The following is a 20,233-nucleotide window of genomic DNA, read 5'->3' on the forward strand; positions in this document are numbered from 1 at the left end:
AATTGAGAAAAATTTTTGCCTTTTTTAGACTATTCCAAGTTTACAATTTCTTCATACACGCTATTGTATCTTTATAACAATTTCTTTCACAACCATTTATACAGAATAATATTTGTTTTGCTATCCAAACATGATTGCACCGGGAAACGTATAAAGATTACTGTGCATCAGACGGATAAGCTAATTTTATATACATTTTTCTTTTATGTGGCCTTCAAAAATCCGCCCCGCTTTCGTCGGTTTCCCCTCTCCGGCCCCCGTCCATATCATACAGAATTGTTGGAGCGGAACCGGGCCTGGCCGAAAAGAGACAGAGTAAGATAAAAGAAAGACAGGGTCGAAAAGCCGGAAATAGCCAGGAAGGCGGTCAGAAATTGATCGGCCCGATTGTCGTACAGCCAGGCCGACAGATACGCGCCCAGCCCGATGCCGGTCTCCATCGCAATGTACATGGTCGCCATGGCCCGACCCCGGTTTCCCGGGTCGCTGAGGTCCACCGTCCAGGCCTGGGCCGTCGGCGAATACATTCCCGATGCGATCCCGAAAACGACCCCGGCCAGCAGGAAAGCCGTAGGGGAAGTACTGAAAGCGATCAGGACCATCGCCAGCGAAATCAGCACGGACGCAATCCGCAGTACGGGCCGGCGTCCATACCGGTCGGACACCTTGCCGGCCAGAAACCGGATGGCCAGCGAAGCAATGGTAAATACCGTGAAGAACAACCCCTTGTTGCCGACGCCCAGCGCCTGACTGAAATCCGGAGCCAGCGTGATGACCGCTCCGAAAGCGAATGAATTGAGGAACGTAACCAGGGAAGGCGGCAGAACCGCCGGTTCGAACACATCCCGGCGGGAAATCCGCAGCAGGCCCCAGCGGAAGGGAACCCGGTCCGGCAGCGTCTCCTTCATGTTCAGAAGAATAACGATGGACAGCAGAGCCAGTACCGAAGACGTATAAAACAGGACATTCAGCCCCGCAAGACCCGTAACCCAGCTGCCTAGCGCCGGCCCGAACGCCATGCCCACGCTCCCGCTCAGCCCCAGAACGCCCATGGCCTCTCCCCGCCGGTCGTCGGGGACGATGTCGGCGACATAAGCCGAGGTTCCGGTCGGTTTGAAGCCGGTCGAAAAGCCGTGGATCAGGCGCAGCATCAACAGGGCCGCCACGCCGTTGAGGGCGGTCGAAGCCACCGCCGGATACAGGAAACCGCACACGAAACAGACCAGCGATCCGAACGCCATTACCGGCACCCGGCCGACGGTATCGGTCAGCCGGCCGCTGAAGGGACGCGAAATACCGGCCGTCAGCGTAAACAAACCAATCAGAAGGCCCTTATAGTCCGCACCGCCCAGGCTCGTCAGGTAACCGGGCAGTTCCGGAATCAGCATGTTAAAGCTGGAATAGAAGAGAAAAGCGCTTAAACAAAGAAGAAAAAAAGGAAACGTATAGATCGACCGCGGCTGCTCCATTTGCAAAAGTAACCATTTTTGCCCTATACGGAATCATCAAAAAAGCCATCCCCGACCCGGAGATGGCTTTCCTATCTTTTCTTAACCTAAACTAATCCTACAGTCATTCTTTATGCTTAATTCATCGAAATCTGCCGGCGCGGCTCCTGCACCTTCGGCGTGCCTACCCGGACCGTCTTCCGGATGCTGCCTTCCGGCGACCGGAACTCCAGCTCATACTGCCCGTCAGACAACTCGCTGACATCCAGCTTTACGGCGTACTTATTCTCCTTTTTGCCGACGGTGCGCTGGTACAGTACTTCATTATTCGTATTGCGCAGTAAAATCACCACCGGCTGCGGGGCCGATTTTTCAACGGCTACCCAGATTTTGTTCTGGACCGTAACGAAGGAGCTGGCTCCGAAAGACAGGTTGGCCGGCGTGTTCGGGGTGGCCGTTCCCGGGTTGGCGCTCAGCAGCGCCGAGAAGATCAGATGACTAAAAAAGGCGTTCATGATGTGTTCGTATTTGTTGTTGTTGTTTCAGTTTCTTTGTTGTTCACTGCTCTGACTATTTACTGCCAATTGCTGTGCCAATCAGCTAACTTACTGATAATCAATTGCGGATTTTTTTATCTTGCGTAAAGTTGTCCGTCAGCGTACACTTTTTATCCGGATGCGGACAAACCGGACGTATTCGGACAATTTCAGAATCCCGGAAACTTTCAACGGAAAAATTTGGTTGATATATCGACGTTATTTAGTTTTGCACTCATGGTAACCCAGGAAAAAACCAAATCAGGCGTAGAGGAGAGGATCATGGAGTCGTTCGGCCGGCTGCTGACCTTCAACATCAACCATGTCTCCCACCTGATTGCCCGCTACACGAACCGAGAACTGAACCGGCTGGGTTTTGCCCTGCAGATGGAACAACTCCCGGTTTTGGTTCTGGCCTATTATTCGGGAGAGGATTCACCCTCCCAGCAGGAGATCGCCAATCAGCTTCAGAAGGATAAGGCGGGTATTCAGCGTTCGATCCGGACGCTGGAGCGCGACGGTTACCTCCGCATCGTTCCGGACCTGACCGACCGCCGGAAAAACCTGATCAAACTGACGCCGGCCGGTAAAATGGCCGTCGAGAAGATCCTGGAAAGCGCCGTTGAAATGGATCAGCGCCTGGTTCAAAGCTTAACCGAAGAAGAAGCACAAACTTTACAGAGCCTGCTCCGGAAAGTGGCGACCCGGTTTGAACAATAATTCTATTTTTTTGAATAAACCGTTGATATATCGACTGTCGACATGTCACCTACATTGAAAATGAAAAAGTTAATGAGTATCGGGCTTCTGTCGGCCCTCCTTCTGCCGCTGGGCAGCCGGGCTCAGGCCCCGGCCGACTGGTCGCTGAAGGCCTGCATCGACTATGGTCTGAAGAATTTCGGAACCGTCCGCGTGGCGCAGTACCAGAAAGAAGTGGCTCACCAGCAGGCCCGCGAAGCCGTTTCCGGCTATCTGCCCCAGGTGAACGGCTCCGGTAGCCTCGACGACAACATCAAGCTTCAGACCACCGTCCTTCCGGCCGGCTTTGCCGGTCCGGAGCCGCTCCGTATTGCGCTTGGTTCCAAGTTTCAGACGAGCGTGTCGGCCTCCGTCGATCAGCCGATCTTCGACAAGACGCTGCTGCTCGGTCTGAAAGCCAACAAACCGAACCAGGAACGGGCCGACCTGAACGAACGGCAGACCCGGGAAGACGTCATCTATAGCATTTCGAGCAATTATTATCAGGTCCTGGTCGCTCAGGAGCAGATTGCTCTGCTGAAAGACAACCTGAACCAGACGGAACAGGTCCTGAACGTCCTGAAGCTGCAGCGTGACAACGGTGTGATTCAGCCGGTCGATTTTGACCGGACGGAAGTCAACTACAACAGCACGAAGTCACAGCTGACGCTGGCCGAAAATAGTCTGAATCTGGCCCTCAACCGGCTCAAGTTCCAGATGGGAATGCCCCAGGACCAGAACCTGATGGTTTCCGACTCGCTGATGCAGAGCCGGCTGCCGGCTATCGAGACGAACGGGTTCGAAGCCCGGAACCTCACCAGCTTCCGGCTGTCGGAAAACGAGCTGACGCTCCAGCGTCTGAACCTCCAGCGGACCCAGGCCGGCTACCTGCCCAAACTGAGCCTGAACGCCCGGTATGGTTCATTGGCCCTCGGCAACGAACTCGGCCCCTCGCTGAACCGCTTCGTCGGATTCGGAAGCGTGGGTCTGCGGCTGACGGTGCCTATTTTCGACGGCTTCAAACGGGATGCCCAGATTCAGCAGTCGAAACTGAACGTGCAGACGCTCCAGGAACAGCAGCGGCTGAACGTGGCCTCCTACCAGCTTCAGTTCAACAACGCCCAGACCCAGCTGCAGAAGTCGCAGACGCAGGTGCAGAACGACGACCGCAACGTGAAACTGGCGCTGAAGGTCTACGAGGTGACGACGCTCCAGTATAAGCAGGGAACCAAACCCCTGACCGACCTGATCAACGCCGAGACCTCCTACCGGCAGGCGCAAACGAACTTTGTCAACTCGCTGATCAATTTTTACCAGGCGCGGCTCGACCTCGAACAGTCGCAGGGGACGCTCCTGAACTTTTATAATCAACTCTGATCATTCCATACAACCTGAGGAAATGAAAAAGACCACACTCATCATCGTCATCGCTATGCTGGGCCTCACTTCCCTGATCGGATTCCGGCTGGCTTCCAACAAGAAAAAGATCGACGAAAAGAACCAGATGCCGGCCACCACGACCGTCGCCATTCCGGTAACGGTAGCGTCCGTCGCCGAAGGAACCGTCAGCCAGCAGCTCATCAAGACGGGGAACCTGATTCCCTTCCGGGAAGCCGACATCATGGCGACCGCCCAGGGCAAGGTGACCAAAGTCAACTTCAACCTCGGCTCCCCGGTCCGGCAGGGGGCCACGCTCGTCCAGCTCGACAACAAACTGAAAGAACTGTCGCTGCAGGCCACGCAGCTGAGCATCGAGAAACTGAAAAAGGACGTGAACCGCTACAATACGCTGTATGCCGGCAACGCCACGACCGAAATTCAGGTCAACGAAACGAAATACAATTACGAAAATGCGCTGAACCAGTCGGAGCAGATCCGGAAGCAGATCCAGGATGCCGTCATTCAGGCGCCGATCAGCGGTCGAATCGTGAAGAAAAACATCGAGCCGGGCGAGTATGTCAGCCCCGGAACGGTGCTCGGGACGGTGCTCGACGTATCCCGGCTGAAGGTGCAGGTGCCGGTCAATGAAAAGGATGTGTACAGCCTGAAGGAAGGCCAGCCGGTTCGCGTGACGGCCGACGTTTTCCCGGGCCGGACCTTCAGCGGACGGATCACCTACATCGCTCCGCAGGGTACCGAAGAACATAACTATCCGGTCGAAATCACGGTCGACAACGCCGGTGGTCTGAAAGCCGGTACGTTCGTGAACGTCGACTTTTCGAAGAAATCCAGCCAGATGGCCCTCCAGATTCCGAGAGCCGCCCTGGTGGAAAGCATCAAGAATCCTTACGTCTACGTCGTCGAAGGCCAGGTGGTGCGCCAGCGGAAGATTGCCGTCGGCCGCGAACTGGGTGAAAACATCGAAGTGCTGGGCGGTCTGAAGGAAGGCGACGTCGTCGTCACCACCGGCCAGCTGAACCTCAGCGAAGGAGCCACGGTACAGATTACCAAATAAGCTTAACGCCATGTCAATTACCGAAGTAGCCATAAAACGGCCGTTGCTGATGACGACCATCTTCACCGTCCTGATCCTCTTCGGAGTGATCAGTTACAAGCAACTGTCCTATAACTTGCTTCCCAAGTTCGAAGCCAACGTCATCAGCGTGGCGACGACGTACCGGGGTGCCTCCGCCGACGAGGTGGAAACCAACGTAACGAAACACATCGAAGACGCGCTGTCGTCGCTGGAAGGGCTGGACCGCATCCAGTCCGTCTCGCAGGAAAGCGCTTCCATCGTTACCATTCAGCTGAAAAACGGCGTCGACGTGACGCAGGCCCAGCAGGACGCCCAGCGCAAGGTGGAGCAGATCCTGAACCTGCTGCCCGACGACGTGGACCGGCCGATCATCAATAAATTCTCGACCGACGAGATTCCGGTGCTGCGGATGGGCGTGACGGCCAACCTCACGCCTACCCAGCTGTTCGACCTCATGGACGACAAACTGAAACCGCAGCTGTCCAACGTGGCCGGCGTCGGTCAGGTGAATCTCATCGGCGGCTCCGAACGCGAAATCCAGGTCAACGTCGACCAGGAGAAGCTGCGGGCCTACAATATCTCGATCGGGCAGGTGGCACTGGCCATCAACAACGCCAACGCCAGCTATCCGGCCGGTCAGCTCGAAACACGCGAGACTCAGTATTCCATCCGCTTCGATGCGTCGGTCGAAACCGTCAACCGGCTGCGGGAGCTAATCATCGCCCGCCGGACCGACGGCAGCCAGGTCGAACTGAAGGACGTCGCCGAGGTAGTGGACGCCACCACCAAGCCGACGGCCATCAACCACATCAACGCGCGGCCGTCGGTGGGTCTGCAGATTCAGAAGCAGTCGGACGCCAACGCCGTGGAGGTGAGCAGGCTGGTCCGGCAGCGGATCGCGACACTGGAGAAGCAGTATGCCTCCTCCGGCCTGAAATTCAACATCGCCAGTGACCAGTCGACCTATACGCTGGCGTCGGCCAATGCCGTCGTGGACGACCTTTTCCTGGCGGTTCTGATCGTGTCGGTGGTGATGCTGCTCTTCCTGCACAGCTTCCGTTCGTCGCTGTTCGTGCTGGTGGCGCTGCCCTCGTCCATCATCCCGACCTTCGTGCTGATGTACCTGTCGGGCTTCTCGCTGAACCTGATGACGCTGATGGCCCTTTCGCTGGTTGTCGGTATTCTGGTCGACGACTCCATCGTGGTGCTTGAAAACATCAACCGCCACCTCGAAATGGGCAAGAACAAGCGGCAGGCGGCCCTCGACGGCCGGAATGAAATCGGCTTTACGGCCCTGGCCATTACCCTTGTGGACGTGGTGGTGTTCGTGCCGCTGGCCATGACGGGGGGTCTGATCGGGAACATTCTGCGGGAATTCTCGCTGGTGGTCGTTTTCTCCACCATCATGAGTCTTCTCGTGTCGTTCACGCTGACCCCGCTGCTGGCTTCGCGTTTCGGGAAAGTGGAAATTCTGAGTAAGAAATCCCTCTGGGGTCGTCTGAACCTCGGTTTCGAGCATCTGCTGGACCGGGTTGCGGCCGCCTACGGTCGCATCCTGACCGGTATTCTCGGTCATAAACGCTGGGTATTCCTCGGCGTGCTGGCCCTGCTCATCGGTTCGATCGCACTGGTTCCGGCCGGTTTCATCGGGGCGGCTTTCATGCCCCAGAGCGATCAGAGTGAAATCAGCGTGCAGGTGGAACTGGCGCCGACGGCTTCCATCTACCAGACCAATGCGGTTTCGCAGCGGGCTGAGCAGATCATCATGAAGCACCCCGAAGTAACCAACGTCTTTACCAACGTGGGCTATTCGAGCAACGGTCTGGCGACCGCTTCCAACAGCAACCTGGCCGACCTGAACGTCAAGCTGATCGACAAGAAACAGCGCACCCTCTCGACGGAAGAATTTGGTCAGGCCATCAAGAAGGAAGTCGGGCAGATACCGGGGGTGAAGGTGACGGTGAGTCCGGTCGGGATCGTCGGCGCTTCGCAGGCACCGATTCAGATCGCCGTTAAAGGCACCGACCTGGCCTCCATCCGGAAAGCCGCGGCTCAGGTGAAGCAGGTCGTGCAGTCCGTACCGGGTACGCAGGACGTCAAATATTCCGTGAAAGATCCGAAACCGGAAGTAACGGTTAACCTCGACCGGGAAAAGATGGCCCAGCTGGGCATCAGCGCTTCCGACGTCGGGATGGCCCTGCAAAGTGCCTTCCGGGGCGATGACCGCTCCAAGTTCAAGCAGAACGGAAACGAGTACGACATCCTGATCAGCCTCGACCGCTTCGACCGCACCAGCCAGAGCGACATCAGCCGGCTGACGTTCGTCAACAACCAGGGCCGTACCTTCGAACTGTCGCAGTTCGCCCGGGTCGAAGAGCGGATCGGTGAAAGCGTGCTGGAACGGAACGACCGTCTGTCGTCGATCACCATCAATTCGCAGGTCGTCGGGCGTCCGGTCGGTACGGTCGGTGCCGATATTCAGACCAAAATGGCACAGGTGAAGCTGCCGGAAGGCATCTCGATCCAGTACCTCGGTCAGATGCAGCAGCAATCCGACGCCTTCGGCAGTCTGGGTCTGGCGCTCATCCTGGCGATCCTGCTCGTCTATTTCATCATGGTCGGTCTGTACGAAAGCATCGTGTATCCGTTCGTCGTGCTGTTCTCCATTCCGGTGGCCCTGATCGGTGCTCTGATGGCGCTGGCCCTGACGATGGAGAGCCTGACGGTCTTCTCGATCGTGGGGATGATCATGCTGCTCGGTCTGGTAGCCAAGAACGCCATCCTGATCGTCGACTTCACCAACCACCTGAAGGCGGAAGGCATGGACGTCGTGAAGGCCCTGGTCGAAGCCGGCAAGGAGCGTCTTCGCCCGATTCTGATGACCACGCTGGCCATGATCTTCGGGATGCTGCCGATTGCGCTGGCAAGCGGGGCCGGAGCAGAGACCAAGAACGGGATGGCCTGGGTCATCATCGGCGGTCTGACGTCCTCCCTGCTGCTGACGCTGCTCGTGGTGCCGTCGGTCTACCTTGTCGTCGACCGAATGATCGCCCGCTTCAGCCGGAAAAAAGGCAGCAGACAACCGCAGGAGGTGGCCGTCGAAGCCTGATTCTTACGATAGTATCTATTGAAAAGCCGCCGGGTGGCCTTGTGTCACCCGACGGCTTTTTTTGTCGGTCCGGGTCTCAGCGGTTGAACACCACCAGCGCCCCTTTGCGGGAAACCTGATTTTTGGTATACGACACCCCGTCCCGTTTTTTGCCCTCCGCATCCAGCAGCGAGATGGCTCCGCCGTCGTTTCCGAGCTGCGGCCCTCCACCGTTGAGCGGCACCACCAGCAACTCGCCGGCCTGAACGGTTTGCGGACCGAACCGCTGTTTCCGTTCCATCCGGTCGGCCAGCGCCCAGTCTTTCAATTCGACCGGAGCAACGCCGGCGTTCAGGAGATAGACTTTTTCCGACTCTCCGGCCCGGGCGTTCACCAGAGCCGCGACGATGTACAGGTCGCGCGTTTGCTGATCGGTCCAGGTACCGCCGTCGGTGATGGCATTGCCCTGCTCGTCGGTCTGGAACGACTGCGACTGGAACGCCAGAAACAGGGCTACCCAGCGGTTGGTCTGTGCAAAGTGCAGCAGCATGCCGCCGTCCTGCCAGATGCCGTTGTCTTTTTTAAATTCCCCGGCATTGCCCTGGTTCATGTGAATATCGTGGATGCCCGAACCGGGTTCGAACCCGAAATACTGATCGGGTTTATTCTCTTCCGGTCCCCAGCGCTCCCCCCAGGCATAAATCAGCACGTCGGGCTGGTCGACGGCTTTTTTGATGTAAAAATCCAGCTTCTCGTTGAGGTCGTTGTCCGGCCCTTCGACGTCGAACGGCAGCGGCTTCATGGCCCGGACGTCGAACAGGTTCCGACGAACGAAGTCCAGGGCCAGGTCGTTGGGCCGACTGGGTACCGGCGTGAAGCCGATGGGCAGGTCCGCCTGCACGAGCCGGTCGGTCAGTTCGTGCCGGAAATCGTCATCGAAAAAATAAAGGAGTTCCGAAGGCGCCTGCTTCGACTTGACATTCACGGCGATGCGGTGTTGTTGCCCGGCGTCGTCCTGCAACAGAATCTGGTAGTGCGGTTTGGTTTTCGTGGCCAGTTTTTTATCCACGACCCGCGCTTTGAGAACGAAATAGTTTTTGAGTGCCATATCATTGAGGGAGCAGGATTCTCTCCGGGTGAGGCCGGAAAAATTTCGTACCAAAGAACGGCAGGATCGACCGGCCCGTCAATGGGAAATGGCCCTTTTCATGTTAAGAAATTACGCGGGTCGGCCTCTCATTTTACGTCGATGGCCCGGTACGCTTTCAGGGCGGCTTCAGCACCTTCTTTGCCGGGTTTGCTCAGGCGGTGTTCCAGCCCGACGAAGCCCCGGTAGCCTTTGGCATACAGATGCCGCAGGACATTCGGATAGTTGATTTCCCCGGAGGTGGGTTCATACCGCCCCGGCGTGTCGCCGATCTGCACGTAACCGATCTCATCCCAGGCATAATCCAGCGTGTTGAGCAGGTTTCCCTCCTGGATTTGAACGTGATAGACGTCGAACAGCACCTTCACCGACGGCCGGCCCACGGCTTTCGCCAGCGCGTAAGCCTGTGGGATGGTATGCAGAAACATGCCCGGATGATCGACGCGGTGGTTCATGCTCTCCATGACCATCACGAGGCCGTGCGGTTCGTAGAGGTCGGCAATCCGTTTGAGCAGCTCGACCGCATTCGCCATCTGAAAATCCCAGGGCAGCCGCGGGTCGGCCATACCCAGCACGTTGTGAATGAATTTGGTATTCATCCGTTTGGCAATTTCCACCGACGCCCGCACGTCGTCCAGCACCTTCTCCCGCAGCGCGGTATCCCGCCCGGCAAAGGTAACGTCTTTGAAAGTCAGCGTGCCGACGAACTGACCGAACTCCATGCCCAGCTGCTGAACGGTCCGGCTAATGCGCTCCTGCTCGGCCACGGGGCGGTTTTTCAGCATCGTACTCTCCCAGGCCCGGAAGCCCTGATCCCGGCCCCATTTGATCTGCTCGACCGGGTCCGCTCCCGACAGGGCGCTGAAAATACCGAACTCAGGAGAAAATTTGGTCCGGAACGGTTCCGGGTTGTCGGCCGGAAGCGGGCGGGAAGCCAGGACGGCGGCCCCGGAAAAAAGGCTGTGGCGGAGAAAGGTGCGACGTTCCATGACGGAGAGCCGGGTTTAGGGTGATCAGCGAAGAATGGCCTGGTCGGTGGCAGGGTCCTGGTCCTGACCGAGCAGGAACGCCATCAGGTCCGACAGCTCCTGGGTCGTCAGCAGCTGGTCGAGACCCTGGGGCATCAGCGAGGTGTCCTGAAGCTCCATCGAAGTAACTTCACCACGCGGAACCCGGACCGACGTTTGGGGTGAAGTTCCCAGCACGATGGCCGACGGACTGTTCTCCTGCACGATACCGACGTATTCGGCCTGCCGGGTTCTGACGCGGTACGGTTCATACTCCCTCACAAAGCTGACGCTTGGGTAGACGATTGCCTCCATCAGGTCGTGAGCCGATCGGTCGCGCTGGATGGAGGTCAGGTCCGGCCCCAGCTTCCCGCCGTCGGCGCCCACCTTGTGACAGGTGCCGCAAACCGCTTTCCCGAAGAACAACACCCGGCCCCGTTCGAGGTCCCCTTTGACGAGGCTTTTCTGGAGGGCCTGAAGCCGCTGAAGCCGGTTGGCCTGCGCCTGCCGGAGTTTATCCAGAAGCCGGTCCACGGCGGGCCGGACAGCATCCGAATAGCCGGCGAAGGTGGTTTTGAGAGCTTCCTCCGAAAAACTATCGAGGGTCGGCGAGCCGGCCAGGGCCGTAGCGAGGGCCGTGCCGACCTCGTCGGAGTGGGCTCCGCGGAAAGCGGGCAGCAGGCGCGGCAGCAGGAAGGCGTCGGCTTTCGGCAGGTAGTTCCGGCTCAGTTCCGCCAGTTGTGACTCCGAAAGCCGCCCCTGCGTCAGCACCCCGGCCGCCTGCTGGCGAATACCGGCTTCTTTGCCGTTGCGCAGCTGGTCGAACAGAAAGGCAAACCGGTAATCCGTCAGTTCCGGCTGCGCTTTCAGGAGTGCGCCCAGCGACTGTAGACGCAAACCTGCCGGATTCCTGTCATCGTCAGCCAGCCGGCTGAGGGGCCCGGCCAGCGAAGTAATGTTCCGAAGACCGACCAGTTCGATGGCCCGGGCCTTTACTTCCGGCTCGTTGTCCGGGGCAAGCTGCCGCCCGACAGGTTCCGTCCAGACTGCCGGGAATTTTTCACCCGGAAGGCGGGACATCGCATTCAGCAAAAACAGTTTCCGCTCCTTCGACGCCCCCTCCAGCTGCTCGGCCATGAACTGCTGCATCTCCGGGTTTCCGCTGAACGACACCAGCACGTCGCCGTAGAGTTTTTCTTCGTCGGCCGTCAGGGCCGCGCCCTGAAACCGCTTTTTCAGGAAGGCCGCCATATCGGGTGCCCAGTCCGGATGGTGCGAAGCCACCCAGAGGGCCGTAGCCTGAAGGTTTCTATCCGTACCCGCCAGGAACGGCGTCAGCCGGTCGGCCCGTAGTGGGGAATCTTCCATCTGGTCGAGGGCGATCAGAGCGGCTTCCCGGACTTTCGGGGAGGAATGAGCCAGGGCGGCTTCCACTTTCTGCGGCTGGTTTAGCGTGATAAGCGAATAAATGATCCCATGCCGCACAAAGCGGTCGTCGGTTTTTTCCGCGGCCGCCAGCAGAGCCGTCACCGCCCGGGCATCACCGATCTGGCCGAGCGCCGTAGCAGCCTGCCGCCGGACGGCGGGATCATCTTTCAGGATCAGTTCCGACAACCGGCCGACGGCCGCCTGATCGTGCGCCAGGCCCAGCGACCGGGCCGCAGCCACCCGCACCGATACCTCCGCATCGTTCAGCCCCGAACGGACCGAGGCCATTGCCGGACCGCTTCCGATGCGGTACAGCGCAAAAACCGCTTTGGTGCGAGCCTCCGCCGAAGGCGACCGGCGAAGCACCTCCGTCAGTGCGACCATGGCGGCCGGCCCCAGGTCGACCAGCCGCCCGACGGCCCGGTCGCGGACAAACGGCCGGGCGTCGGTCAGGTACGAAATGGTTTTGGCGGTATTGAGCGTACGCCAGTCGATGCGGTTGCCGTAAGGGTCGCTCGGTTTGGCGGCTCCGGTCCGGCGAACGCGGTAGATGCTGCCCTGCAACTCCGGTTTCGACACCTGCGAGAGCGGGCAGCCTTCGATGAACCAGCCGCCGGTTTCGACCACCAGCAGGCTTCCGTCGGCATCTTCCAGCACGTCGGTCGGGTGGAAGTCTTCGTTGCCGGTGGCGAAAAACACCTGATCTTCCGTGCGGAAAGAGCCACCTTCGCGAATCAGTTTATGCCGCAGCACCCGGTGCGTATTGAACTGGGCGCTGAACAGATTATCCCGAAAATCCTCGCCCAGCGCCGTGTGCCGATACCGCCCGATGCCGGAGGGCGCCACGCGGGAAAATTTAGATACCACCGGCATCAGATCGCCGGTCCGGGTCAGGCTGTCGAAGCCGATGTTGCGGTGCGGTTTGGGATACACACCGCCTTCGGTCCAATAGACGAGGGCGTCGCGCTGGCCGGCCTGCGGGTCGGTAAAATAGGTTTCGGTGCCGATCGGTTCGCCGGCTTCCGTGAAGGTCAGTTCGACGGGATTGTTCATGCCCCCGGCCGCAATCCATTCCAGCCCCGAGCCGTCGGGCCGTACGCGCCAGATGCGGGCCGTCCGGCCTTTCAGTTGCTTCCCTTCTTTCGTCCGGACGTTGAAACCGGTAATGGCGCTGGTCATGTAGAGCCAGCCGTCCGGCCCGGCAAACGGCCCGATCAGACTGTTGGCGTTCACGTTCAGCGTCCAGCCCGTCAGCAGCACCTCGCGCCGGTCGGCTACCCCGTCGCCGTCCGTATCCGTAAATTTGAGCAGATCGGGCGCGGAGGTGGCATAGAGGCTGCCTTTATAGAAAACCCCGCCCTGCGGAAACCCGACTTTGTCGGCGTAGATGGTGCTTTTATCGTAGACGCCGTCGCCGTTGGTATCCTGAAGCAGGTTGATCCGAAACTGCGGATTGTCCAGGGCGTCTTTCGTCTTTTTGTAGACATGGCCGATGGATTCGAACACGAACATCCGCCCGGTTTCATCGAGGGTGGCAAACATCGGATAATCGATCAGGTCCGGGCCGGCGGCCACCTCCACCGAATACCCCTCCGGCACCCGGATGTCGACCGGCTTTACCGGTTTTCCGCTTTTCCGCGGAACATAAGCCAACAGGAAGGCAAGCGTCAGAAGCAGAAGCGGGGTTTTCGGAAAGGTCATGGCGGCTCGAACGATTAGGTCAGGAAACGGCAACCGACGCAACGGCCGAAGGATGCCGTAGCTAAAGATAATCAGAAGATTGCGGAATTCTGTCCTAACTTATCCGAACCAGGTCCTGAATCTCCCGGCCTTCGTGTTCGAAGCGGGCGAGCGTATAAACCGTGCCGTCAGCCCCGACGGCGATGGAGTTGACGTAGGTCGGGCGGCCGCCGTCCGGATAGAAAACCGGGCCGTGGTCGCGGTAGGTGCGGGTAGGAAGGTGAAAGGTGACGAGGTGAAGGTTTTCGAGTCCTTTGGCCGCGCCTTTGGCGATCTGCTCCTCCCCTTTCAGGCGCTTTCCGTCCACATAAATCGGCCCGCCCGTCAGGTAGTATATGGTTTCGCCGTCCGGCCCCGGCTGAAAACCGAGGTAGCCGTAACTGAACTGGTCGAACATCCCGCTCCGGCGCGAAGGCTCGGAGGTGATTCGCTCGACCAGCTCGACGGTTTCCTGTCGTGGGTCGAACCGGAACAGGTACCCGGAATTGCCGTGGACGCCGTAGGCCACCTGCTCGGGTGCATACCAGAAGATTTTGCGCCAGTTGTAGCCCATGCTGCCGGGGTGCGTCGGATCGTATTTCCCAAAATAATCGAGCCGCAGATCGACGCCTTCCAGTTTCTGCAAAGAGCCGGTTTCGGGTCGATACCGGAAAATGTCGCCTTCCGAAGTGGAATAATACACCGCCCCGTCGCGCGGATCGACCACCATCGAGCGGCACAGAACGCGGTAGTCGGCCCCCGGCGTGCCGGCTTCACCCCGCGCCGACACCGGCCCCCGGTTTATCAGTTTACCGTTGCGGTAATGCAGAAAATAACCGGTCGGCCAGGTGATGCCGTATAAGTCACCGCGCTCGCGGTCCATCGTCAGGGTCAGGATGCCTTCCCCGTCCGGAGCCGTCGCCAGATTTTCGAACTGACCGGTCTGGAGATCATACGACAGGAAGTGGCCGCCCGGATACAGCGCCCGGCCGCCCGGGGCCTCCTGCGGCATCCGTTCCATGCCGTCGATGATCTGGTACACCCCGATGTGGGTGGCGAAATACAGCCTGCCCCGGCTTTCGTAAAACCGCACGTGGCTTTTCCCCTGCGGGATGGCGTTGGCGCCTGATTCTCCGCAGATTTCGGTCAGGTCGGCCAGGCATTCGGTGCGGTCGGTCGGCGGGTCGTACCGGTACATCCGGCCGCTTTCCTCATACGACTCGGAGCAGAGAACGTAATAAATTTTACCGTCGGAAGCGGCCGTGATGGCGTTGTAGGTGTCGTGCGCCCGGTCGAAGCCGGAGTAATAGGGAATGGCGGCAAGTGAGGGCATCGGGTCAGGGTTTAGGAATACCGGCCTGTCCGGCCAGCTCGGTTACGGCCTGCAGAATGGCGGTTTCGATGGACGCGTCCCAGACGCTGGGCAGGCCGTAGACCATCTGGGACGATGCCCCCTCGTAGCCGCCCTCCTGCAAAACCGTATGCGTCGGAATATACCCCATGACGTCGTTCGAATACCCCATCACGAACCACTCCCGCCCGAACCGCCGTTTCAGCTCGACGGCATAGCCGACGACCACCTCCCCGCCGAGGCTCAGAAGCGGCTGGTCGCCCAGCTTCCAGAGCTGCACCGGATACGGATACGAGGTCAGAACGGGTTTGCCCTGCTTCTTTTCGGTCAGCATCCGGGCGGCCCAGCGTTTCATGTAACTCTCCCCTTCGGTCGTCATTTTGGCCAATTCGGATTCCGACGGCGGAGGGGCCAGTCTGAGGTCTACTTCGGTGTAGGCGGTGGTCAGGCCGGCGGGCAGTTCGCGCATGGCGTCCTCCAGCACCCGGTCCACGGCGGCCGCCAGTTCCCGACCGTACTGCCGGGCCAACGGCACCGTCCGGCGGGGCAGCGGGTTCTGATCCCCGCCCGCGCCCTGAAAAAACAGGGCCGTGGCGCCCGGATGCCCCTTTTCCAACTCCAGCTGGGCAAAGCCGACGTAATCGCCCGACCACTGGTAGGTATCCAGAACGGTGGGATGGCAGGCATAGCCGAAGACGACGGCTTTCAGTCCGCCCTTTGCATCCTCCACCCGAATCACCGGAACGGCGTAGTCGTTGGGCCCTTTCAGTTCCGACTGGTCACGCAGGACGGCTTCGCGGTTGTTGCGCCGGTTCACCTGAAAACGGGTGACGCCGTTGGCGGCAAACAGCCGGACGGGTTCCAGATTTTTCACGGCCTGCCCGATCAGCGCTACCACCTGGTCTTCCAGCCGGCGGGTGTAGTCGGCCACTTTGGCGAGTTCGGCCGGTTCGAGGGGATAAATATCGTAAAGGGCATCCTTCAGCACCGGGCCGGAGTGAGTGTGCGAGCTGCTCAGAATGACCTGCGCCTTCGACAGGTTCTGGCCGGTTCTGAGCCGCTCCCGAATCCGGTCGGAGAGTCCTTTCGGAAAGCCCAGCAGGTCGGTCGTGACCAGCACCGCCCGCTTGCCGGTTTCGTCTTCCAGCGCCAGCGCCTTGGCCCAGAGGTCGTGCAGTTTGCCTTCGGCGGGGTGGTTGCGGGCGGCATAGCCGGCCATCCACATGGGCTGTTCGGGCGTGATCACCACGCGGGCCACCCCGGCCTTCCAGCCTCCGGCCGGTTTCTGCGCCCAGGCCGGTAGCAGCAGAATCATCCAGAAGCAAAGAATACCGGCCGTCGTCAACCTTCTGCTCATTTCAGCGTCAGCAGTTTTTCGGCGTTGGCGCGGACTTTTTCGATGGCCCCGGCAATTTCGTCCATGTCCTGACGGCTGCCGAGCAGCAGATTCTGAGTCAGCCAGACGGCTTCCTCGTTACAGATGCGCTCGTTTTCCGGGCAGCGATTCCGCTCGACATAGCTTTTGAAATCGAGCATTTCCTTCGGATAGATTTTGCGGAAGTTCTTTGACTGAAACGCATCGTTCAGATACGGCATGTTGTTCAGCGTCGCATAACCTTTCTGGCAGGGTACGCCCTCGGCGCTGAGGGCCTTGATGAACACCTCGCGGGGCAGGCCCTTGAAGGCGTCTTTCTTATACCGAAACGCGAACAGGTGAAAAGCCGCCCGGGTCACGTCGTCGTAGAGCCGGTAGGGCACGATGCCGGGAATGTCCTTGATTTTCGATTTGAGGTAAGCCGCGTTTTCGTTGCGGGTGGTGGTCTGGGCGTCCAGCCGCTTGAGTTGTGCCAGCCCGATGGCGGCCTGATATTCGGTCAGGCGGAGTTTGGTGCCCTGATACGGGGTGCCGAGGCTGACCGACACCGAACCGGCGGAGCCGTAGGCATTACCGAAGTTCTGATACGAGAAACAACGATCCATGAATTCGCTGTTGTCGCTGACCACCGCCCCGGCCTCCCCGATGGCGAGGTTCTTGGAATTCTGGAAGCTGAAGCAGCCGGCGTCGCCGAGCGTCCCGACCTTGCGGTGGTTGATCTCGGCCAGATGGGCCTGGCAGGCATCCTCGATCACCACCAGTTTGTGTTTTCGGGCAATGGGCAGAATCCGTGTCATGTCGGCCGGCAGACCCAGAATATGCACCGGGATAATGGCTTTGGTGCGGGGCGTAATTTTGGCTTCGATTTTCGCCGGATCGATCTGGAAGGTGTTGGGGTCGATGTCCACGAAAACCGGCATGGCGCCCGTCGCCAATACCGCCGAAACGGTGGCAATGAAGGTATAGGGCGGAATCAGCACCTCGTCGCCTCCCCGGATGTCGAACTGGGCCAGGGAAGTGATCAGGGCGTTGGTGCCGTTGACGACCGCCAGACAGCGTTTGGACCCCAGCGTGGCGGCCCATTGCTGCTCGAACTCGCTGACCACGGCCGCCCGCGACCAGACCCCGCTCCGCATCACCTCCAGCAGCCGCTTCTCGTCGGTTTCCGGAATCCACTGCGGCCAGATGGGCCATTCCTTCGTTCGGACGGGCCGCCCGCCCATCAGGGCCGGGGCGTCGGCGACGGAAAAAGCCGGTGCGGCCGGGCGGGGGTCGTCCAGGACCGTGAATGCGCTTTTTTCGGCCGCATTTGCCAGGAGGGAGGGCGTCAGCACGGCGCCGAGGCCCGTCAGGGAATTTCTTCGGAGAAATTCGCGTCTTGAAAAATTCGGTTCCGGGGTCTTCATGGTCTTGGGGAGGAATCGTCCAGGTGTCGAAATGCAGAATAAAAAGCCGCCGGGGCGGGCAGACTACTCTTTCGCCAGCCGGACGATGTCCCTGACTTCCAGAATCTTCTTCTCGTATCCCCGGCTAACGACATGAATCATCGCCAGCCCCAGTTCGGCAAGCGTCGAAACAAAGCCGGGAAACAGCGACCGCATGGCCGGGTACAGCCAGGTAATGTATTTATACAGCGACAGCGTGTTTTTCAGCCCTTTGGTCGGCTGCATGAACCCCGGCCGGAAGGCGTAAACCGCCCGGATCGGCAGTCGGAACAGGTCATTCTCGGTTTTCCCCTTCACCCGCGCCCACATGGAGCGGCCCTGTTCGGTGCTGTCGGTTCCGGCCCCCGAGACGTAGCAAAACACCAGGTCGGGATTGAGCCGGCTGAGCGTTTGGGCGAAGTGCATCGTCAGCGTATAGGTTTTCTGCCGGTACTCGTCCTCTTTCATACCGACCGACGACACGCCGAGGCAGAAGAAGCAGGCATTATAGTCCTTTAGGCGGCCTTCAATGGGGGAAATGTCGAAAAAGTCGCCGTGAATCACCTCCTGGAGTTTCGGGTGCGTCAGGCCAAGGGGCCGGCGGTTGACGACCAGCACGGCTTCGACGTCGGGGTGTTGCAGGCATTCGTGCAGTACCCCCTCGCCTACCATGCCGGTCGCCCCGGTGATGATGGCCCGGATGCGGGCCGGTTTGCGGGTTTCCAAAACCTCAGAGGTTTTTCTTCTTCAGTTCGCCCACGGCGTGGTTGGCCGCGCGGGCCGTGATCGCCATGAAGGTCAGCGAGGGGTTCTGCGTCGAGGTCGAGGTCATGCAGGCGCCGTCCGTCACGAACACGTTTTTGCAGTTATGGAACTGGTTCCACTTGTTGAGCAGGGAGGTTTTGGGGTCTTTGCCCATCCGGACACCGCCCATCTCGTGAATGTCCAGCCCCGGTGCCTTGTCGGGCCGGTCGTGAGTCTGGACGTTGATAAACCCGGCCACGGTCAGCATTTCGGTCATCTGCTCGTGGAAATCGCGGATCATCTTCTCGTCGTTGTCGTCGTAAGCCACCGAAATCCGCAGCTGTGGGATGCCCCAGGCATCGGTCAGGGCCGGGTCGAGGGCCACGTAGTTGCTTTCTTTCGGGATGGTTTCGCCCATCATGTGCGAGCTGACCCGCCAGTTGCCCAGATTCCGGGCCATCAGGCTGTTTTTCAGGTCTTCACCGATGGCCGCCCGGTCGATGTCGATGCCCCGGCTGGAACCGAAGCCGGCCGCGTAGCCCCGGAGGAAGTCGGTTTCCTGCTTCTGTACGTTGCGGAAGCGCGGAATATAACTGCTGTTCGGACGGATGCCTTCCGGCATGGTATCGCGGAAGCCTTCATGCTCGGCCGAGATGGTTGTCCGGAAGTTGTGGAAGGCCACGTATTTGCCCAGCAGGCCGTTGTCGTTGCCCAGGCCGTTCGGGAAGCGGTTCGATTTGGAATTGAGCAGGATCAGGTTGGTATTCAGGCAGGCGGCATTCAGGAAAATGACTTTGGCGTAGTATTCGGTCATCTCCTTCGTGTGGGCGTCGATCACCCGCACGCCGGTCGCCTTGCCTTTCTTCTCGTCGAAAATGATCGAATGCACCACCGAATCCGGCCGGAGGGACATTTTGCCGGTTTTGGCGGCCCAGGGCAGCGTCGAGGAGTTACTGCTGAAATAACCGCCGTAGGGGCAGCCCCGCTGGCAGAGCGAGCGGTTCTGGCACTGGCCCCGGCCCTGCTGGAGGTGAATCGGCTGCGGCTTGGTCAGGTGGGCGCAGCGCCCGATGATGATCGGGCGGGTGTTGTTGTACCGCTTCGCCATCTCCTGGCTGAAGTGCTTCTCGACACACGACATCTCGTGGGGCGGCAGAAACTCGCCGTCGGGCAGTTGGGGCAGCCCGTCCTTATTCCCGGAAATACCGGCAAACTTCTCCACGTAGCTGTACCAGGGCGCAATATCGGCGTAGCGGATGGGCCAGTCGACGGCGAAGCCGTCGCGGGCGGGGCCGTCGAAGTCGAAGTCCGACCACCGCTGCGTGCCGCGGGCCCACATCAGCGACTTACCGCCGACCTGGTAGCCCCGAATCCAGTCGAAGGGCTTCTCCTGCACGTAGGGATGTTCGTTGTCTTTGACGAAAAAGTGGGCGGCATCCTCGCGGAAGGCATAACACCGGCTGGCAATGGGGTTGGCGTCGGTCAGTTCTTTCGGCAGGTTCCCCAGATGCGGAAACTCCCAGGGCTGCATCATGGTGGTGGGGTAATCCGTGACGTGTTTGACGTCACGGCCCCGCTCCAGGACCAGCGTACGCAGGCCCGCACCGGTCAGTTCTTTCGCGGCCCAGCCGCCACTGATACCGGAGCCGACCACGATGGCGTCGAACGTCCGGTCCTTTATGGAATCGATATTCAGGAAAGACATGAAGGAAAAATGAGGGTCTAAAATGGGTTGTTGAGTTCAGATCCGGA

14 protein-coding genes are annotated in these 20,233 nt (G+C 59.6%); 4 read left to right on the plus strand and 10 right to left on the minus strand.

Annotated elements, in window-relative coordinates:
• Positions 1–266: 266 nt before the first annotated feature.
• Positions 267–1,469 carry an MFS transporter gene (locus tag DX909_RS27460; RefSeq protein ID WP_128548462.1) on the minus strand — a complete coding sequence of 401 codons (1,203 nt, stop codon included), beginning with the start codon at positions 1,467–1,469 and terminating at the stop codon, positions 267–269.
• Positions 1,470–1,585: 116 nt separating this feature from the next.
• A complete protein-coding gene (locus tag DX909_RS27465; protein ID WP_128548463.1) occupies positions 1,586–1,963 on the minus strand; it encodes a hypothetical protein in 378 nt (125 codons plus the stop codon).
• A gap of 258 nt (positions 1,964–2,221) precedes the next feature.
• On the opposite strand from DX909_RS27465, the gene DX909_RS27470 reads away from it, so the two are divergent.
• The 4 genes from DX909_RS27470 to DX909_RS27485 are packed head-to-tail and all read left to right on the plus strand — an operon-like array spanning position 2,222 to position 8,307.
• On the plus strand, positions 2,222–2,704 hold the full coding sequence (locus DX909_RS27470) for a MarR family winged helix-turn-helix transcriptional regulator (RefSeq protein WP_128548464.1): 483 nt from the start codon (positions 2,222–2,224) through the stop codon (positions 2,702–2,704).
• Positions 2,705–2,764: 60 nt separating this feature from the next.
• Positions 2,765–4,099, plus strand: coding sequence for a TolC family protein (locus DX909_RS27475; protein WP_128548465.1), 1,335 nt, complete (start codon positions 2,765–2,767; stop codon positions 4,097–4,099).
• Positions 4,100–4,121: 22 nt separating this feature from the next.
• Positions 4,122–5,177, plus strand: a complete 1,056-nt coding sequence (locus DX909_RS27480; RefSeq protein ID WP_128548466.1) for an efflux RND transporter periplasmic adaptor subunit — start codon at positions 4,122–4,124, stop codon at positions 5,175–5,177.
• Between the two features lie 10 nt (positions 5,178–5,187).
• A complete protein-coding gene (locus DX909_RS27485; protein ID WP_128548467.1) occupies positions 5,188–8,307 on the plus strand; it encodes an efflux RND transporter permease subunit in 3,120 nt (1,039 codons plus the stop codon).
• 76 nt (positions 8,308–8,383) lie between these two features.
• Here DX909_RS27485 and DX909_RS27490 read toward each other — a convergent pair whose 3' ends face one another.
• The 8 genes from DX909_RS27490 to DX909_RS27525 all read right to left on the minus strand — a co-directional run bounded on the left by DX909_RS27490 (position 8,384) and on the right by DX909_RS27525 (position 20,186).
• Positions 8,384–9,394, minus strand: a complete 1,011-nt coding sequence (locus tag DX909_RS27490) for a DUF2278 family protein (protein WP_128548468.1) — start codon at positions 9,392–9,394, stop codon at positions 8,384–8,386.
• A 128-nt stretch (positions 9,395–9,522) separates the two neighbouring features.
• A complete protein-coding gene (locus tag DX909_RS27495) occupies positions 9,523–10,422 on the minus strand; it encodes a hydroxypyruvate isomerase family protein (protein WP_128548469.1) in 900 nt (299 codons plus the stop codon).
• A 24-nt stretch (positions 10,423–10,446) separates the two neighbouring features.
• Positions 10,447–13,569: a PVC-type heme-binding CxxCH protein gene (locus DX909_RS27500; RefSeq protein ID WP_128548470.1), complete on the minus strand. Its 3,123-nt coding sequence runs from the start codon at positions 13,567–13,569 to the stop codon at positions 10,447–10,449.
• Between the two features lie 94 nt (positions 13,570–13,663).
• On the minus strand, positions 13,664–14,920 hold the full coding sequence (locus DX909_RS27505) for a ligand-binding sensor domain-containing protein (protein WP_128548471.1): 1,257 nt from the start codon (positions 14,918–14,920) through the stop codon (positions 13,664–13,666).
• Between the two features lie 4 nt (positions 14,921–14,924).
• The gene (locus DX909_RS27510) at positions 14,925–16,295 is read right to left on the minus strand and encodes a neutral/alkaline non-lysosomal ceramidase N-terminal domain-containing protein (protein WP_128548472.1); all 1,371 of its coding nucleotides are present in this window, start codon (positions 16,293–16,295) and stop codon (positions 14,925–14,927) included.
• Positions 16,292–17,719, minus strand: a complete 1,428-nt coding sequence (locus tag DX909_RS27515) for a DegT/DnrJ/EryC1/StrS family aminotransferase (protein WP_128548473.1) — start codon at positions 17,717–17,719, stop codon at positions 16,292–16,294. The genes DX909_RS27510 and DX909_RS27515 overlap by 4 nt, the downstream gene beginning before the upstream one ends.
• A 63-nt stretch (positions 17,720–17,782) precedes the next feature.
• Positions 17,783–18,463 (minus strand): NAD-dependent epimerase/dehydratase family protein, encoded by a 681-nt coding sequence (locus DX909_RS27520; RefSeq protein ID WP_128548474.1) that lies wholly within the window; start codon positions 18,461–18,463, stop codon positions 17,783–17,785.
• A gap of 4 nt (positions 18,464–18,467) precedes the next feature.
• Positions 18,468–20,186, minus strand: coding sequence for a GMC oxidoreductase (locus DX909_RS27525; RefSeq protein WP_128548475.1), 1,719 nt, complete (start codon positions 20,184–20,186; stop codon positions 18,468–18,470).
• Positions 20,187–20,233: the final 47 nt, after the last annotated feature.

Origin of the sequence: Larkinella soli (genome assembly GCF_003703975.1) — a bacterium.
GTDB lineage: Bacteria > Bacteroidota > Bacteroidia > Cytophagales > Spirosomataceae > Larkinella > Larkinella soli.

Bases quoted from the DNA above. Each gene is read 5' to 3' on its own strand.
- DX909_RS27470 (WP_128548464.1), top strand. From the start codon at position 2,222: ATGGTAACCCAGGAAAAAACCAAATCAGGCGTAGAGGAGAGGATCATG.
- DX909_RS27485 (WP_128548467.1), top strand. From the start codon at position 5,188: ATGTCAATTACCGAAGTAGCCATAAAACGGCCGTTGCTGATGACGACC.
- DX909_RS27475 (WP_128548465.1), top strand. From the start codon at position 2,765: ATGAAAAAGTTAATGAGTATCGGGCTTCTGTCGGCCCTCCTTCTGCCG.
- DX909_RS27490 (WP_128548468.1), bottom strand. From the start codon at position 9,394: ATGGCACTCAAAAACTATTTCGTTCTCAAAGCGCGGGTCGTGGATAAA.
- DX909_RS27500 (WP_128548470.1), bottom strand. From the start codon at position 13,569: ATGACCTTTCCGAAAACCCCGCTTCTGCTTCTGACGCTTGCCTTCCTG.
- DX909_RS27480 (WP_128548466.1), top strand. From the start codon at position 4,122: ATGAAAAAGACCACACTCATCATCGTCATCGCTATGCTGGGCCTCACT.
- DX909_RS27460 (WP_128548462.1), bottom strand. From the start codon at position 1,469: ATGGAGCAGCCGCGGTCGATCTATACGTTTCCTTTTTTTCTTCTTTGT.
- DX909_RS27510 (WP_128548472.1), bottom strand. From the start codon at position 16,295: ATGAGCAGAAGGTTGACGACGGCCGGTATTCTTTGCTTCTGGATGATT.
- DX909_RS27515 (WP_128548473.1), bottom strand. From the start codon at position 17,719: ATGAAGACCCCGGAACCGAATTTTTCAAGACGCGAATTTCTCCGAAGA.
- DX909_RS27465 (WP_128548463.1), bottom strand. From the start codon at position 1,963: ATGAACGCCTTTTTTAGTCATCTGATCTTCTCGGCGCTGCTGAGCGCC.
- DX909_RS27505 (WP_128548471.1), bottom strand. From the start codon at position 14,920: ATGCCCTCACTTGCCGCCATTCCCTATTACTCCGGCTTCGACCGGGCG.
- DX909_RS27525 (WP_128548475.1), bottom strand. From the start codon at position 20,186: ATGTCTTTCCTGAATATCGATTCCATAAAGGACCGGACGTTCGACGCC.
- DX909_RS27495 (WP_128548469.1), bottom strand. From the start codon at position 10,422: ATGGAACGTCGCACCTTTCTCCGCCACAGCCTTTTTTCCGGGGCCGCC.